General features: G+C 74.6%; 13 protein-coding genes and 1 pseudogene. 1 reads left to right on the forward strand and 13 read right to left on the reverse strand.

Features of this window, described 5'->3' with window-relative positions; genetic code table 11:
• From B0E53_RS21830 to B0E53_RS21885, 13 genes and pseudogenes are all read right to left on the reverse strand, one after another.
• A partial coding sequence (locus B0E53_RS21830; protein ID WP_107077764.1) for a histidine kinase occupies positions 1 to 1,137 on the reverse strand: 1,137 nt, incomplete at its 3' end.
• A 9-nt stretch (positions 1,138 to 1,146) separates the two neighbouring features.
• Entirely contained in the window at positions 1,147 to 1,596 is a 450-nt protein-coding gene (locus tag B0E53_RS21835; RefSeq protein WP_107077765.1) for an ABA4-like family protein, read from the reverse strand.
• On the reverse strand, positions 1,593 to 2,525 hold the full coding sequence (locus tag B0E53_RS21840; RefSeq protein WP_107077766.1) for a hypothetical protein: 933 nt from the start codon (positions 2,523 to 2,525) through the stop codon (positions 1,593 to 1,595). The genes B0E53_RS21835 and B0E53_RS21840 overlap by 4 nt, the downstream gene beginning before the upstream one ends.
• 83 nt (positions 2,526 to 2,608) lie before the next feature.
• On the reverse strand, positions 2,609 to 2,941 hold the full coding sequence (locus B0E53_RS21845) for a VOC family protein (protein WP_107077767.1): 333 nt from the start codon (positions 2,939 to 2,941) through the stop codon (positions 2,609 to 2,611).
• A 21-nt stretch (positions 2,942 to 2,962) separates the two neighbouring features.
• Positions 2,963 to 4,150: a DNA polymerase IV gene (gene dinB, locus B0E53_RS39560; RefSeq protein WP_246835536.1), complete on the reverse strand. Its 1,188-nt coding sequence runs from the start codon at positions 4,148 to 4,150 to the stop codon at positions 2,963 to 2,965.
• Positions 4,151 to 4,786: 636 nt separating this feature from the next.
• Positions 4,787 to 5,032, reverse strand: a pseudogene (locus tag B0E53_RS39565) (alcohol dehydrogenase catalytic domain-containing protein); the annotation flags it as partial.
• A 115-nt stretch (positions 5,033 to 5,147) separates the two neighbouring features.
• Positions 5,148 to 5,642 carry a DUF2231 domain-containing protein gene (locus B0E53_RS21855; RefSeq protein WP_107077769.1) on the reverse strand — a complete coding sequence of 165 codons (495 nt, stop codon included), beginning with the start codon at positions 5,640 to 5,642 and terminating at the stop codon, positions 5,148 to 5,150.
• A gap of 55 nt (positions 5,643 to 5,697) precedes the next feature.
• A complete protein-coding gene (locus B0E53_RS21860) occupies positions 5,698 to 7,848 on the reverse strand; it encodes a glycogen debranching N-terminal domain-containing protein (protein WP_107077770.1) in 2,151 nt (716 codons plus the stop codon).
• A 40-nt stretch (positions 7,849 to 7,888) separates the two neighbouring features.
• Positions 7,889 to 8,635 carry an ABC transporter permease gene (locus tag B0E53_RS21865; RefSeq protein ID WP_107077771.1) on the reverse strand — a complete coding sequence of 249 codons (747 nt, stop codon included), beginning with the start codon at positions 8,633 to 8,635 and terminating at the stop codon, positions 7,889 to 7,891.
• 59 nt (positions 8,636 to 8,694) lie between these two features.
• Positions 8,695 to 11,910, reverse strand: a complete 3,216-nt coding sequence (locus B0E53_RS21870; protein ID WP_107077772.1) for a penicillin acylase family protein — start codon at positions 11,908 to 11,910, stop codon at positions 8,695 to 8,697.
• Between the two features lie 196 nt (positions 11,911 to 12,106).
• Positions 12,107 to 13,192 carry an endonuclease/exonuclease/phosphatase family protein gene (locus B0E53_RS21875; protein WP_107077773.1) on the reverse strand — a complete coding sequence of 362 codons (1,086 nt, stop codon included), beginning with the start codon at positions 13,190 to 13,192 and terminating at the stop codon, positions 12,107 to 12,109.
• 97 nt (positions 13,193 to 13,289) lie between these two features.
• On the reverse strand, positions 13,290 to 13,703 hold the full coding sequence (locus B0E53_RS21880) for a VOC family protein (RefSeq protein WP_107077774.1): 414 nt from the start codon (positions 13,701 to 13,703) through the stop codon (positions 13,290 to 13,292).
• Between the two features lie 143 nt (positions 13,704 to 13,846).
• Positions 13,847 to 14,980 carry an N-acetylmuramoyl-L-alanine amidase gene (locus B0E53_RS21885; protein WP_107077775.1) on the reverse strand — a complete coding sequence of 378 codons (1,134 nt, stop codon included), beginning with the start codon at positions 14,978 to 14,980 and terminating at the stop codon, positions 13,847 to 13,849.
• A gap of 234 nt (positions 14,981 to 15,214) precedes the next feature.
• On the opposite strand from B0E53_RS21885, the gene B0E53_RS21890 reads away from it, so the two are divergent.
• On the forward strand, positions 15,215 to 15,498 hold a 284-nt coding region (locus B0E53_RS21890; protein ID WP_246835535.1), incomplete at its 3' end, for a thioredoxin family protein.

Consider the following 15,498-nt stretch of genomic DNA (forward strand, 5'->3'; position numbering starts at 1 on the left):
CCAGCCGGCGCCGGTGGGGCCGGCCTCCAGCCGCCCGCCGAGCACCTCGACCCGCTCCCGCATCCCGGTGAGGCCGTGGCCGCCGCCGGCCGGCACCGCGGCCGGCACCGACCCCCGGCCGTCGTCCGACACCTCCCAGTGCACGGCTCCGTCGACCACCGCCACGGCCAGCCGGGCCCGGGCCGCGGTGCCGGCGTGTTTGGCCACGTTGGTCAGTGCCTCCTGGGTCAGTCGCAGGACCGCCTGGCCCCGCACCGCGTCCAGTGACCCGACCCCGGGGTCGACGTCGGCCTCCACGGTGATTCCGGCCTGGCGGGCCCGGTCCACGGCCGCGTCGAGCGCCGCCGGGAGCGCCGCCGGCTCGATCGCCGTCAGCGCGGCGTCGCCGCGTACCCCGTCGGGGTCGCGCAGCACCGCGACCAGGCGGCGCAGGTCGTTCAGGGCCGCCGTCCCGGTGCCGTGCACGTCGTCGAAGACCTCGCTCACCCGCGGATCCAGGTCCGGCAGCACGTGCCGGGCCACCCCGACCCGCAGCACCATCGACGCGACGTGGTGCGCGACCACGTCGTGCAACTCGCGGGCGATGGCGCTGCGCTCGTCGGCGCGGGCGGCCCGGCTCTCCGACTCCCGCCGGCGCTGCTCCGCCGCGGCCCGCTCCTCCGCCTGCCGGGCCAACTCCCGGGTGGTCCGGATGACCAGGCCGAGCAGCAGCGGCAGGCCGACCTCCACGGTCAGGCCGAAGACACCGGAGAGCAGCCGCCGGACCGGGTCGCCGATCGAGTCGGTCAGGTCGACCGCGGCCAGCAGCCCGGCGGCCAGCCAGATGGTCCGGGGCCTCCCGGCCCACATGGTCAGCTCCAGCAGCGCCCAACTGGCCCCGACCTGGTTGATCGTCGTGTCGTCGACCAGCGGGAAGGCGACCGCCAGCAGCGCGGCCTGCGCCACCAGGTTCACCAGCGGCCGGCGGTGACACGCCAGGGCGGTGCCGAACGCGACCAGGGCGAGCACCCACTGCGTGCTGGTCGGGCCGTGGTGTCCCTGGGCGCCGAAGACCAGGTAGCCGAGGCCGCTGAGGTCCAGCAGCAGCATCCGCGCGAGCGTGTCGCGTGCGTCGAACAGGCGTCCCACCCAGCCCACGACGCCAGCCTAGGCGGTGGGCTCGGAAACCGGGGAACCCGCCGGCCGGGCCCAGCCGGTCCGCAGTCCGAGGTGGACGGCCAGGCCGAGCGGCCCGAGCAGGATGGTGAGCAGCAGCACCGGTGCCATGAGCAGCGCCGGCATGCCCCGCTCCCGGCTGTCCCGCCAGATCCACCGGCCGACGAACAGGTCGAACCCGATCATGTGGGCCCAGGCCGCCGCCGCGCCGTCCGCGCTGCCCAGCAGGTCGCGGACGCCCTCCAGGGTCGGCGCGGTGACCACCGGCAGCACCCGGCCGAGCGCCGGGAGGACCAGGACCGCGTAGATCAGCAGGACCGGGAGCACGATCAGCGGCGAGCCGACGATCCGGGCGGTCCACGACCAGCGGGGCAGCAGGATCATCAGCGCCCAGAACGGTGCGGCGACCGCGAACGTCAGGGTGAACAGCGCCCCGGTCACGCGACCACCACCACGTCCGCGCGGCGCTGCCCCCGGACCAGCACCGCGCCGGCGGCGGTCGCCGTCGCGGCCACCAGGGCGGCCGTGACGGCCAGGGTGAGCGCGTCCGGGCGCAGCAGCGGCTGCCCGCGCAACGCCTGCCAGGTGAGCAGCAGGGTGGCCGCGCCGTACGCCGCGCCGGCGACGAGCAGCAGCCGGGCCCGGGTCCGCTCGTCCAGCCGGTCGCCGAGGAAGCGGTTGAGCAACATGGCCAGCAGCGGCAGCGCCTGGAGGGCGTGCAGCCCGACGAAGTGCCCGATCCGCAGGTCGCCGCCGGTGGTGCTCCAGCCGACCAGGGGCAGCCCCGGCCCGCCGTCCGCCACACCGACGCTGTGCGCCCCGCTGATCCCCTCGGCCGCCGAATCGGGCGTACGGGTCACCATCGGGATGGCGACCAGCATGCCGAGCAGGGACAGGCCGAGGCCCAGCCGGACGGCGTGGCCGGCGACCCGGTCCGCCGTCGGCCGCAGCAGCGCCACGATCCCGATGACCAGCTGGGCGACGAAGAGCACCATGATCGCGGCGCCCATCGCCGAGAACAGGGCGCCGTTCAGCGGGGTGGTGCCGTTGTAGTGGCTGGTGGTGCCGCGCAGCACCTGGGTGACGATGATCGCCATCTCGACGACCGCCATGGCGACGATCACCGTGGCCGCCCACTCGGCGATCCGGCTGCGGCGCGGCAGCAGGGTGAGCATCCAGGCGAGGGTGGCGCCGTAGAGCACGAACGAGATGGCGAACTTCAGGGGCTTGAGCCAGATCGGCACGCCGGTGAGCACCCGCGGGTCGGCCAGCACGCCGACGGCCGCGACGACGGTGAGCGCCGCCATCGCCGCGACGAAGAGCATCAGGGGGCGGTGCCAGCGCGCCGCCCGGTTCAGCACGGTAGTCATGCCTGTAGATGCTGGTGGCCGGGCCGCCCCGGCGCGCCCGACCTGAAGCCCCGATGCCGGCCGCAGGTCCGAGACGCCGCCTCCTACCCAGGGAGGAGGCGCCGGGCGGCGCCGGTCCCCGCGGCCGGTGGGGGCACCCGCGGCCGCGCGCTCACGACCGGTCGGCCGGCAGGGGCTGGACGAGCTGGACCGGGTTGCCGTCCGGGTCGGCCGTCCACCGGGTCGAGCCCGTGGTCGTCCCGGGTGGACGCCACCGAGGCGATGCCGATCCGGTAGCCGTCCAGCGTCAGGTCGACGTGGATCGGCGGGCCCTCGGCGGGCACCCGGAAGGTCTCGGTGAAGCCCAGCCCGGCGTAGAAGGCGGCGGCCCGGGGCACGTCCTCGCTGAACAGGATCACCTGCGGGGTGCGGAACATCGACACCGGTGGACCGTACCGTCAGTCGGGCAGCATGGGCATCTCGAACCCCGGGTCGCGGCCGAGGAGGACCCCGCGGGTCAGCGCCCGCGACCCGAACCGGTCCCGCACCGCGTCCACGGCGGCGTCCAGCGCCGGCCCCGGTTCGCGGGTGAACGGCAGGGTGAGCTGCACGTGCCCGTCGTCCAGGTTGCCGACGGCGACCCCGATCAGGGTGACGCCCCGGGTCTCGATCTCCGGCAGCGCGGCGCGCAGCAGCGACCGGGCGGCAGCCCGCAGCGGCGCGGTCTGCGCGGTCGGCTTGTCCAGGGTGTGCGCGCGGGTGGCGCGGGTGTAGTCGGCGAACCGCAGCCGCAGGGTCACCGTGCGGCCGGTGCGCCGGGCCGTCCGCAGCCGGCCGGTGACCCGGTCGACCAGCCCGGCCAGCACGGCGTCCAGCTCGGCGGGGGAGTGCGGCTCGCGGCCCAGCGCGTGCTGCGCACCCATTGAGGAGCGCCGCCGCCCGACCTGCACGGCGCGCGGGTCCCGGTTGTGGGCGAGGGCGTGCAGGTGGCGGCCGGCGCCCGCGCCGAGCAGCGACACCAGGGTCGGCTCGTCCAGCCGGGCCACCTGCCCGACGGTACGCAGGCCCCGCTCGCGCAGCTTCGCGGCGGTGACCGGGCCGACGCCCCACAGCCGCTCCACCGGCAGCGGGTGCAGGAAGGCCAGCTCGCCTTCCGGGGCGACGACCAGCAGGCCGTCCGGCTTGGCGACCCCGCTGGCGACCTTGGCGAGGAACTTGGTCCGGGCCACCCCGACGGTGATCGGCAGGCCGACCTGCCGGCGTACCTCCCGGCGCAGCTCCGCCGCGATGTCGGCGGGCGGGCCGACCAGCCGGCGCAGCCCGCCCACGTCGAGGAACGCCTCGTCGATGCTGAGCCCCTCGACCAGCGGGGTGGTCCGCCGGAAGATCTCGAACACCGCCCGGCTGGCCGCCGTGTAGGCGGCCATCCGGGGCGGCACCACGACGGCGTCCGGGCAGAGGCGGCGGGCCTGCCGGCCGCCCATGGCGCTCTGCACCCCGCGCGCTTTCGCCTCGTAGCTGGCGGCGAGGACCACGCCGCCGCCGACGATCACCGGACGGCCCCGCAGCCGGGGATCGTCGCGCTGCTCGACGGAGGCGTAGAACGCGTCCAGGTCGGCGTGCAGGATGGTGGCCTCGCTCGACACCAGCACATGTTCGCACAGATGTTCGAACGCCGGGCCGGTCAGGGCATGCTGACCGCGAGTTTTCCCAGGGCGCCGGAGAACTCGGTGAGGGCCCGGGGCACCTCGTCCAGCTCGTAGCGGCGGTCGACCGGCACCCGGACCCGGCCGGCCAGCACGTCGCCGGCGAGCCGGTCGAGCGTCGTCCGCTCCGGCCTGCCGAAGATCGAGACGGCCGCCGGGTGCTGGTCGGGGCCGAAGCCGATGGTGGAGGCCAGCCGCCCGCCGGCGGCGAGCAGACCCGTTCAGGTCGCCGGTGTAGTCGACCACCTCGGCGGCGCCCAGGTCCCGGACGAAGTCGGTGGCGGGGCCGGGGCGGGCGGTGGCGACGACCCGGGCGCCGGCCAGCCGGGCGTACTGCACGGCCAGCGCGCCGACGCCGCCGGTCGCCCCGGCCACCAGCACCGTGTCGTCCGGCCGGACGGCCAGCGCGTCGAGCGCGTCGAGGGCGGTGACACCGGCCAGCCCCAGCACGCCCGCGGTGGACAGCTCGACGCCGTCGGGGACCCGGGTGATGCCGTCCCCGCCGCCGACCGTCACGTACTCGGCCCACGTGCCCTCGCCCAGGTAGGGACGCATGAGCACGCCGAACACCGCGTCGCCGACCCGGAACGGGCTGGTGCCGCCGATGGCCTCGACCTCGCCCGCGAAGTCCTTGCCGAGCACGACCGGATACCGGTAGTCCATCGACCCGCGCATCATCCCGGCCGCCGCCTTCCGGTCGAAGGCGTTGACCGAGGACGCCCGCACCCGGACCAGCACTTCATCCGGGCCGGGGCTGGGCCGGGCCAGGTCGTCCCGGGCGGCCGGCGCCGCCCCGTCCCGGTCGAGAGTGATCGCCCGCATCCGCTCGTCCCTTCTCGCGCGCCCGGTGGCGCCCCGTCGGCCACCCGGGCCGGCGCGGGTTTCCCGGCGGATAGGCGCTTACACCTGCCCGGATGCGGGAGCGGCGCCGCGGGGATCAGGCGCCGCGGGCACGCGGCCGGCGGGACAGCGAACTCGGCGCGTTCACGCCCGCGTCGTCGCTCACGCTCATCCCCAGGCGCTCGACCAGTTCGCCGCCGAGCCAGCCGGTGAACCCGGCCAGCACGATGCCGGCGAAGCTGCAGACCAGGGCACCGGCATTCGGGTCCCAGTTGTCCGCCCCCCGGCGCAGCAGCCAGCTCACCGCGAACAGCACCAGCACCACCACGTTGCCGAGGCCGTGCGTCGCGCCGACCCGCTTGGCGCGGGTGCCGGCCGGGATGGCCCGCCAGTCGATCAGGCCGAACACCGCCGCGACCAGGCCGCCGATCACGCCGGCGGCGATGGTGTACGCGGCGGAGACCTGGAAGCCCGTCCGGTCGGTGATCAGGTACAGGATGTCGAAGATCACCGAGGTGGCGAGCAGTCCGAGCGGGAATACGATCAGGATGGGGTGGATTGCGTGCCCCATCGACTTCGCGCGACTCTCCATGCCGGTCCTTCCTTCTCGGCCCCAGGCGCGGCCGGGTTACCCCGCCCGGTGCCGGCTACACCTCCCGACGGGCGAGGGCGATCGCCTGCCGGGGCGGGCGGCGGACCACCGCGAGCCGGTCGCCGCGCACCCGCACCGAGGTACGCCCGCCGCGCCGGCGCCGCACCGTCAGGTCGACCGTCGCGCCGCCCACCCGTACGCCCTCCAGCCGCAGGTCGGGCAGCCACGCCGGCAGGTGCGGGTCGATGAGGACCGTGCGCAGCGGCGCGGCCGGGCGCAGCGCCAGCAGGGCCTGGACCAGGGCGACCACGGCGCTGGCCGACCAGGCCTGCGGGGAGCACGAGTTCGGGTAGACGCCGGGGTGCGGGTGGGCGGCGTCCCGGGGCAGGCCGCTGAGCACCTCCGGCAGCCGGTGTTCGGTGAAGAGTGCCGCGGCGTCGAACATGCCCTCGGCCAGCCGGTGCAGGTGCGGCCAGCAGCCGTACCGGGCCAGCCCCAGGCCGATGGTGCCCGCCTCCACCGGCCAGACGCTGCCCCGGTGGTAGCTGAACGGGTTGTAGGCCGGGTGCTCCGCCGACAGGGTCCGCACGCCCCAGCCGCTGAACATGTCCGGGGCGAGCAGCCGGTCGGCCACCTTCTCGGCGACCCGGGTGGGCACGATGCCGGTGGCGAGCAGGTGACCGTCGTTGGAGTTGGTCGAGCGGACCGGCCGCTTGTCCGGCCCCAGCGCCATCGCGTAGCAGCCCCGGTCGGCCAGCCAGTACGCCCGGTGGAACCGCCGGCGCAGCGCCCGGGCCCGGGCCAGCAGGGCGGCGCCCCGGGCCGGGTGCCCGGTGACGGTGAACACCACGGCGGCGTGCCGGAGGGCGGCGTACCAGTAGCCCTGCAGCTCGCTGCTGGCGATCGGGTTCGGCACCACCTCGCCCCGCTCGTCGACGATCGCCGTGTCCGAGTCCTTCCAGCCCTGGTTCTTCAGCCCGCCGGGGGAGCGGCAGTGGTAGTCGAGGAAGCCGTCGCCGTCGGGGTCCCCGTACCGGTCGATCCACTCCAGCGCCCGGCCCGCCGTGGGCAGCAGCTCCCGCACCGTGTGCAGGTCGCCGGTCCAGGCCAGGTACTGCCCGAGGAAGACCAGGAAGTCCGGGGCCGTGGACCAGTCGCCGTAGTAGGCGCGGTAGGGGTTCAGCCCGAGCAGGGAGACCGGCCCCTGCCGGGCCTCGTGCAGCGGCTTGCCGGGTTCCTCGTCCCGCCAGTCGTCCAGCCGCCGCCCCAGGTGCCGGGCGTTGAGCCGGAGGCTGTCGGCCAGCATGGTGGGGCCGGCCAGCAGTGCCTGCCAGGAGGCGGTCATCGTGTCCCGGCCGAAGATCTCCTGGTAGATGGGGAGGCCGGCGATCGGCGCCGCCGGGCCGGCCGGCTCGCCGAGCGGCAGCACGGCCAGGTCGCGCACGGCGCACCGCCAGGCCGCGGTGACGTCGAAGTTGCTGCTGCTCAGCCGGGCCAGTTCGGCGTCCAGCCGGGCCCGGGCCCGGGCGGCCGGGTCGTCGGGCTCGGCGAAGGTGGCCGGGGGCGCGGGCAGCCGGGTCCCGTCGAAGACCGGCTCCACGAGCAGGTCCACGCCGGCGCGGCCGCCCGGCGGCACGACCAGCTCGACGGTGAATCCGCCGTCGGCGTACGCCACCGGGGCGTCGGCGCGCATCCGGACCGCCACCGCCCGGTCCAGCCCCTCGTGCCGGTAGGTGAGGACCAGCTCCGCGGCGGCCGGATCCCACCCGGGCCGCACCTCGCCGATCTGGAGCCGGTGGCCCGCCTCGGCCTCGCTGGTGTCGGCGAAGTCCGCCTCGACCGCCAGTCCGAGCCGGAACCGCAGCGGCCGCGCGGCGTAGCTGACCACGGTGAACCGGCTGCGCAGCCCGGGGCCGACGAACCGCTCGACGGTCAGGTACGCGGCCCGCGACGGCAGCGCCTCCCCGTCGCCGAGCTCGGCGTAGGAGAGCTGGGCGTGCCCGCCCACGTCGGCGGTGGCGAACGGCACGGGCTCCCGGCCGTCCACGGTGATCCGCTCCCGGCTGAGCACCCGGGTGTTGCGGGCGAAGAAGCCCTGCGGGTCCGCCCCGGCGATCCGGCCGCGGACGTCGGTGACCAGGGTGCTCCACCCGCTCGCGACATAGAGCAGGTCGGGTCGGACGCGCAGGTTGCGAACCCAGGTCATCGGGCCGCCGTTACCCCTTCGCGCCCCCGCTACACCCGGCTCAGGGCGCGGTGCGGGCCCGGTCCCGGACGAGCAGCTCGACGGCCACCGCGATGGCCACCGCCTCCACGGCCAGCAGGGTGAGCAGGATCAGCAGCTGGGTGGCCCCGGCGCGGACCGGTCCGGCCCCACCGAGCAGCACCCCGACGAACGCGCCGGGCAGGGTGACCAGGCCGACCGTGCGGGTCTGGTCCAGCGCCGGGACGAGGGCCTGCCCGGCGGCCGGGCGGCAGATCTCCAGCGCGGCGTCGCGGGGGAGCAGCCCCAGGGCCAGCCCGGCCTCGTACTCGCCGTGCCGGGTGCGCAGCTCGTCGAGGGTACGCCGGCCGGCCAGGCTGGTCGCGGTCATCGCCCCGCCGATCAGGATGCCGGCGGTGGGCAGCGCCACGAGCGGGGTGGCCGGCAGGGCCCGGCTGAGCAGGAGCACGGCCAGGCTGGGCGCCACCCCGGCCGCGATGGCCAGCGGGGCGACCCGGGCCGGCGCCCCGGCCCCGATCCGCCGGCGCGCGGTGAGGGCGGCCACGACGTACATGAGCAGCACGAACGCGGCGGTGCTCCACCAGGCGCCGAGGACGGCGACGATGACCAGCGAGACGGCGCCGAGCTGGATGGTGGCCCGGGCCGCCGCGGTGAGCACGGTCCGGGCCCGGCCGAGCCCGGTGAGGCGCAGCACGGCAGCGCCGGCCAGGGTGAGCGCGGTGAGCGCGACGACGAGCGCCGGGCCGATCGGTACCGTGCCGCCGCTCACCCGATGATCTTATGCCGGGCGGCCGGCCGGCGGGTGGGGTCCCCCCGGCCGGTCACCTGTCACCGGCCGTAGACCTCGAACTCGTAGAGCGAGAAGCCGTACGAGGTGGCCCGCTTGACCCCGTACACCCGCACGTAGCGGGCACTGACCGGGGCGAGGGTGACGTTGTCCGTACCGCCGTTGCCGGCGGTGGTGCTGAACACCGGTTGCCACGTGCCGCCGTCCGCGGAGACCTCGATCCGGTACGCGCTGCCGTACGCGGCCTCCCAACGCAGCACCACCCGGCCGACGGTGCGGGCCGCGCCGAGGTCCACCCGGATCCACTGGTTGTCGTTGTAGCTGCTGGACCAGCGGCTGCCGAGGCTGCCGTCGACCGCCTTGTCCGGGGTGTGGCTGGTGAGGAACTGGGTGCTCGACGCGGTCGCCGCGAGCCCCTGGGCCAGGTTGGTGACGTCGTCGCCGCGGCGCGCCGGGAACGAGACGACCTGCTGGTAGGTGGGGCGGTTCTGCCAGGCGATCAGCGGGTGGGTGATGCCGCCGAGCCCGGACTGGGCGATGGCGTCGGCGCACCACTGGTCGCCCGCCCCGCAGGACTTGTCGCCCGGGTAGACGGTGCCGACCGGGACCGCGGCCGCCTGGGCGAGGGTGTCGAGCAGGCTCTGCCGGCAGGCCGCGAGGTTGCCGCCGCCGCAGTACGACCGGCCCAGCCCGCCGGCCACCGGGTCGCCGAGCACGGCGCGGATGTCCTTGTCGACGTAGCCCCACCAGCCGTACTGGAACGAGGAGCCCTTGTGCGGCTGGCCCTGCGACGCCCAGACGGCGCTGCCGTCGCGCCCGCCGTTCTGGCCGCCGGACGGCGCCTCGTTCACCTCGATGGCGTCCACCAGCGCGGCGTAGAGGTCGGGGCCGAGGCCGGGCCGGAACTCCGCGGCGGCCAGCAGCGGCCACCAGGCGTCGAAGATCCGGATGGCGTCGGCGTGCTGGTAGACCTTGGACCCGGCGGCGGTCTCCACCCGCCGGGCGCCGGCCTGCTGCCAGGCCCGCAGCTTGGTCACCGCGTCGGCCAGCGCCGGGTCGGTGACCGGGGCGCTGCCGAGCACCCGCAGCAGGTCGCCGAGGACCTGCTGGCCGCGCAGGTCGGTCACCGCGGCGTCGGCCATGATCCGCACGACGTCGGCCCGGCCGAGCTTGCGCTGGGCGATCGCGGCGCGCACCGGGCCGTCGAGGAGCTGGCCGCGGTGCACCGAGCCGAAGCTGAAGTTGCCGTCGGCCGCGCCGAAGTCCTTGGCCTGCTTGTTGTTCCAGCTCACGTAGTAGTCCTGGTTCACCGACTGCGGGTGGGCGGCGGCGGGGGTGTAGGTGGCGGTGTTGGTGTCCGGGTCCCAGCCGACCCACTCGTTGGCCGCCTCGGCCCGGGTGGGCAGGTTGGGGTCGGCGGTGGACGGCCGGACCGGGTTCGACCCGGAGTTGAAGTAGGCCGCCTCGGTCGAGTTGACGTAGAACCAGTTGAAGGCGTAGCCGACGGTTGCGGCGGACTGCTGGAAGGCCGCCGCGGAGCCCATCGCGGCCGGGTCGTTGTACGCCTGGAAGCCGATCGCCGAGTCGGCCTCGTGCCGGTAGGTCGAGCGCAGCTTGGTGAACGCGGTCGGCTGACCGTTCACCAGCCCCCGGTACGCGACGAGCCCGTACCTCGTGCGCAGCGCCCGCAGGGTGTATGAGCCGGCCGGGGTGGAGTCGGCCAGGGTCGGCGACCAGGAGTTGGTGTGCTGGAGGACCTCCATGGCCACGCACTGCCCGTGCCACAGGTAGCGGTTCGACGCGAGCGTGGGGGCGCTGCCGTCGGTGGTGCACAGCGGCACCGCGTAGGTGTCGGTGAGGTCCTGGGCGGCGGAGGTGGCGCTCCACGCGTAGTCCTGGCCGCGGCCGAGCAGCACGTACAGGTTCAGCCCGGCGAAGGCGGCGCCACGGGCGCTGACCCCCGGCCCCTGCAACTCCTGGAGCATGAGCAGCTGCGGGGCGAAGTAGCCGGTCTGCGGGCCGAACACGGCGACCGGGTTGCCGGTGGTGGTGTGCCGTCCGGAGACCACCACGGCGTTGGACATGCCGTGCGCCCGCAGCCCGGCGAGGCCGCTGAGCAGCGGCTGCGTGCTGGCGCTGCCGCCGGTCTTCGCCGTGCTGGCGCCGCTGCCGGTCTTCGCCGTGGTGGCCCCGCCGGTCTGGTCGTAGGCGAGCGGTTCGGCGACGACGCTGCCGGCGTCGGGGAGCACCGCACCGGTCGCGCCGGGCGGGGTGGCGCCGTACGGGAAGCTCTGCCCGTCGTGCAGGGTGAGCACCGTCTCCGGGTCGTTCTGGGACCGGAACGCCTGCCAGACCCGGTCGCCCTCGGTGGCGCCGAACTTGGCCCGCGCGGCCACCCGGACCAGGGCGGACTGGATCTCGGAGCCGCCGCCCCCGCCGAACAGCCGGCCGATGACGCCGGCGGTGGCGATCAGGTCGGTCATGGTGAAGTGCTGCGGCTTGCCGGCGCCGGCCAGGACGTACTCGCCGGGGTAGTTGTCGGCGCTGATGGACTGGTCGATGTAGGCGTTGACGCCGGCGATGTAGTCGGTGACGTCGGTGTAGAGCTGCTGGCCGCGGGCGCCCTTCTGGCGCAGCGCGTCGACCTGGGCCTGGAGGTCCGCCTCGGTGTAGGGCGAGTTGGCCCAGATGCTCTGCTCCAGCTCCCGGTTGCCCGGGGCGCCGCCGGCGAAGGAGGTGAGGGTGCCGCGACCGGCGTGCCGCAGCAGGTCCATCACCCAGAGCCGGTCCTGCGCGCCGGCGTAGCCGGCGCCGAACATGGTGCCCGAGCGGGTGGTGCCGGTGATGTGCGGTACGCCGGTCGCCCGGTCCCGCACGATGGTGACGTCCGCCCGCGGCTGCACGGTGCTCTCCACCTGGGCGTCGGGCACGCCGAACGAGGCGTCGTTGTAGAACTGCGCGATCTGTTCGTCGGTGAGCCCGGCGTAGCCGTAGACCAGGTTGGCGTATTCGTCGAGCTGGTCGCTGGAGTGCGCGGGCCGGGTGCCGAGCGCCTGGTGGGCGAGGATCGCGGCGAGCGTGGCGTTGCCGTTCTCCCCGGGCGGCAGGATGTCGGCGCACTGGCCGAGGCAGTAGTCGTTGCCGGTGAAGGTGGTGGCGGCGACGGCCGGTGGCGGTGCGACGACCGTCAGGGCGCTGGCGGTGAGGGCGGCGGCGGCCAGCGCCGCGAGCCGGGAACGGGTGGTGGGACGGGGCATGGCGATTCCTCCGGGGGTGCGGAGTCGGGCCGGGGCTGCGCCCGGCTACCGCTTGCCGACGTCTCGCCCTCCGCGCCCGGGCGTCACGCCCGGAGGTGAGAATGACTCATATCTACCTCCGGGTAATGATTGATGGCGTTCCATGCCTCGGGATAGGTGCCGTTCACCACGCGCGAATGCCGACGTTTCGGTTCGATTACGGCAGCGCGAGCACGGCCTGGTGTCCAAGGTGGTCCGACGCCCACCGGCCGGCGGGGGTCTGCCGCTGAGTCCCGAAGATCTCGCTGGCCACCGGCACCACCGTGCCGCGGACCAGCGCCATGTCGATCCGGTGCTCGACGTCGTCGGCCGGCTCGGTCAGGTCGTCGCCCAGGCCAGCGGTGTAGCCGGGGTCGCCGGGGTGCAGGATCGGCCAGGTGTCGACCATCCCACCGGCGACCAGGGCCAGGTATGCGAGCCGGTTGTTCGGGTCGGGCAGTTCGGGTCCGCTGTTCAGATCACCGACGAGGATCAGCCGCCCGGGCACGCCCAGCGGGCCGCGCAGCAGTTCCTGCGCCTGGAGCAGGCGTACGCCGGGGTGGAACGCCTCCAGGTGGGTGTTCACGAACCGGAAGGTGCGGCCGCCCAGCACCGCGTCCACCGCCGTCCAGCCCCGGGTGCTGGTGGCGGTGCCGCCGGTGGCGACGAGCGGGAAGACCAGGTTGTTGACGAAGTTGCCCGACGAGGTGCCGTTCACCGTGACCCGGCCGCCGTGCCGCACGAGGATCACGTCCCGCATGGTGAGCCGGACGTCCCGCAGGTAGGGCGCCCCGGCCGGGGCCTCCAGGTCCGCCTCGTCGCGCACCACGACGACGTCGTACGGGTGGCCGGACTCGGCCAGCTCCGCCATCAGCAGGGCCAGGTAGTCGTACCGGACCTCGGTGGCCGGCGCCGGGTCGCCGAGCGGCCCGGTGCGCCAGAGTGCCACCTCCTGCAGGCCGACCAGGTCGGGCTTGTGCTCGCGGATCTCGTCGGCGATCAGCGCCGCCCGGGCCGGGAAGTCGACCAGGTCCACGTGGCTCAGCAGCGCGGCGTTCGCGGCCAGGAACGCCGGCAGGGTCGGCGCGGCGATCGACGGCGTGAGATCCCCGCCCAGGTAGAGGTTGCGGGTCAGCACGGTGACCTTGGGCCCGGCTTCCGCGTGTGCCGGCGGGGCGCCGAGCCCCAGGCCGGCCACCGCGAGGGCGGCCGCGGTGGCCAGCCTGGCCAGGCGTCGGAGGTGTGCGCGAGGGCTGCCGTCCATGACTGTCGTCCTCTCCGGCGGGATCCGTGGATCCGCGTACGCTAACGCCGCTCACACCAGCGTGGACACCGCCGTTCGGGCCACCTCCGCCCGGCGGTCAGGCCTGGGGCTGACCGATGTCCACCATCCAGGACATGCCGAACCGGTCCACGCACATGCCGAACTCGTCGCCCCACATCTGCTTCTCCAGCGGCATGGTGACGGTGCCTCCCTCGGCGAGCTGCTCCCACCAGCGGCGCAGGTCGTCCGCGTCGTCGCCGCTCAGGCTGATCGCCATGTTGGTGCCCGGGGTGGATTCCATCCCGGGCGGCGTGTCGGAGGCCATCAGCGTGAAACCGCTTGGAGTCTCCAGTTGCGCGTGCATGATCCGGTCGGCCACCTGCGGGTCCGGGTTGCCGAACTCGCCGAAGGTGTTCATCCGCAGGTCGCCGCCGAACACCCGCTGGTAGTACTCCATCGCCTCCCGGGCGTTGTCCCGGAAGCTCAGGTACGGATTGAGTCTGGACGTCATCGTCTCGCCTCCTCGGTGTCGTGACCTGGGCATCGTCGCAGAGGGACGGGCCGGGGCCTGGGAGGCGCGACGGGCGAGTGTGGACGGAAACGGTGGGGGCGGCGCCGTTGCCGCCCCCACCGTCTTCCCCGCCGGTGCGCCGGTCAGTTCTTCTGGAACGACTGGCGCACCACACCCCCCACCAGGGCGCACCAGGTGGTGGTGCTGACCTTGCCGTTCGGCGCCAGGCCGTGCAGTTCCTGCAGGTCCTTGAGGGCCTTCTTGGTCGGGTAGTCGTACTCGCCGGTGATCGCCACCTCGGCGTAGCCCTTGGAGTTGAGCATGAACTGCACCGTCTCCACCGGGATGCCGGTGGCGTCCTTGTCCAGCTCGGGGGCGAGCGTCTCCCAGGTCGGTGCCGTGAGGGTGGCGTCGATGTCGACCGGGATGCCGTTGCGCGCCTGCCAGTCCTGCACGGCCGCCACGGTGGCGGCGTCGAACACGCCGGTGATCGGGACGGTGTAGCCGCGGAAGGTGAGCAGGCGCTGGGCGACCTGCACCACCGGGCCGCCGACGAAGCGCCAGATGTCCGGCCAGCGGCGGGCCGGCACGTCGGCCAGGTCGGTGCCGAGCTTCGCGAAGACCCGCCGGCGCAGCGCCGGGAACTCGCGGTAGAACATCGCGCCCGGGCAGAGCGTGGCCCGGAAGTCCCAGTGACCGAAGATGTCGTGCGCGTGCAGCCCGTACTGCCGGCAGATGGTGGTGCAGAGCTTCACCAGGCCGTCGAGGAGCTCCTCGGGCGGCGTCTCGGTGACGTAGGTGCCCTCGTTCTCGATGCCGATGGCCCGGCCGTTCTCGCCGGGGCAGTGGGCCGAGATCATCTGCCGGTCACCGGCCTGCAACCGTTCCAGGCTGCCGTGCCGGCCCTCCAGGACGTGCCCGCCCCGGCTGACCGTGAAGTGCTGCCCGGTGTCCGACCAGCGGTTGGCGTCCATGTGCAGGTTCTGGCAGTCGCGGGCGAGCTGCTTGGCGTGTTCCTCGGAGTAGTCCGTGCTGTTGGGGAACGCCATGTGGTGCACGATGATCTTGTTGGTCGGGATCGCGCTGATCGACAGCGGGTCCGCCGGCGGGCGGGCGGCCCACTCGTCGCAGCTGATGATCCAGTCGAGGTCCGCGTCCGGCGCGGCCTGCGCGGCGGCCGGGAAGGCGAGTTCGCTCCCGACGACCGCGACCGCGGCGGCGCCGAGGCCGGCCCGCAGCAGGGTACGACGGTCCAGCTCGGGGTGGTCGAAGTGCATGGCATCTCCTCGGTGGCCCGACGGGTGTGCGGGCGTGTAAAGGAACTCCAACTGCTGCGCGCGAAGTGGAGAATATTGCCAGGATCGGTCGGCGCGCCAGAGGACAAATGCGACGACCGCCGATCGCGGTGCCATCGGTCGGCTCTCCTTTCCTAGCGCCGGAGTAGGCGATGTCACGTCCGGTGGGTGAGACGGTGGGATTCCCGCCGTCGGTCGTCGTGGCAGCCTGGACCCGTGCAGCCGCCCCGTCTGACCGGTGTCCTGGTGCTCGTCGTGGTGCTCGCGGCCGCCACCGCCTTCGGCTGGTGGCGACGCCGTCGCGACGGCCGGCTGCGTGCCGTGTCCTCGGCCGCCGCCGCGCCGCACCGGGCCGCGCTGGCCGCTCTCGGCGTCCGCCCCGGCGCGGTCACCCTGGTCCAGTTCTCCGCCCCGGTCTGCGCGCCCTGCCGGGCGGCCCGCCGGGTGCTCGAGGACGTCGCGGGGCGGCTCGACGGGGTCACCCTGCTGGAGGTCGGCGT

This window comes from Micromonospora sp. MH33, assembly GCF_003013775.1.
Taxonomy (GTDB): Bacteria; Actinomycetota; Actinomycetes; order Mycobacteriales; family Micromonosporaceae; genus Micromonospora; species Micromonospora fulviviridis.

Bases quoted from the DNA above. Each gene is read 5' to 3' on its own strand.
- B0E53_RS21885 (WP_107077775.1), bottom strand. From the start codon at position 14,980: ATGCACTTCGACCACCCCGAGCTGGACCGTCGTACCCTGCTGCGGGCC.
- B0E53_RS21880 (WP_107077774.1), bottom strand. From the start codon at position 13,703: ATGACGTCCAGACTCAATCCGTACCTGAGCTTCCGGGACAACGCCCGG.
- B0E53_RS21855 (WP_107077769.1), bottom strand. From the start codon at position 5,642: ATGGAGAGTCGCGCGAAGTCGATGGGGCACGCAATCCACCCCATCCTG.
- B0E53_RS21875 (WP_107077773.1), bottom strand. From the start codon at position 13,192: ATGGACGGCAGCCCTCGCGCACACCTCCGACGCCTGGCCAGGCTGGCC.
- B0E53_RS21840 (WP_107077766.1), bottom strand. From the start codon at position 2,525: ATGACTACCGTGCTGAACCGGGCGGCGCGCTGGCACCGCCCCCTGATG.
- B0E53_RS21860 (WP_107077770.1), bottom strand. From the start codon at position 7,848: ATGACCTGGGTTCGCAACCTGCGCGTCCGACCCGACCTGCTCTATGTC.
- B0E53_RS21845 (WP_107077767.1), bottom strand. From the start codon at position 2,941: ATGTTCCGCACCCCGCAGGTGATCCTGTTCAGCGAGGACGTGCCCCGG.
- B0E53_RS21870 (WP_107077772.1), bottom strand. From the start codon at position 11,910: ATGCCCCGTCCCACCACCCGTTCCCGGCTCGCGGCGCTGGCCGCCGCC.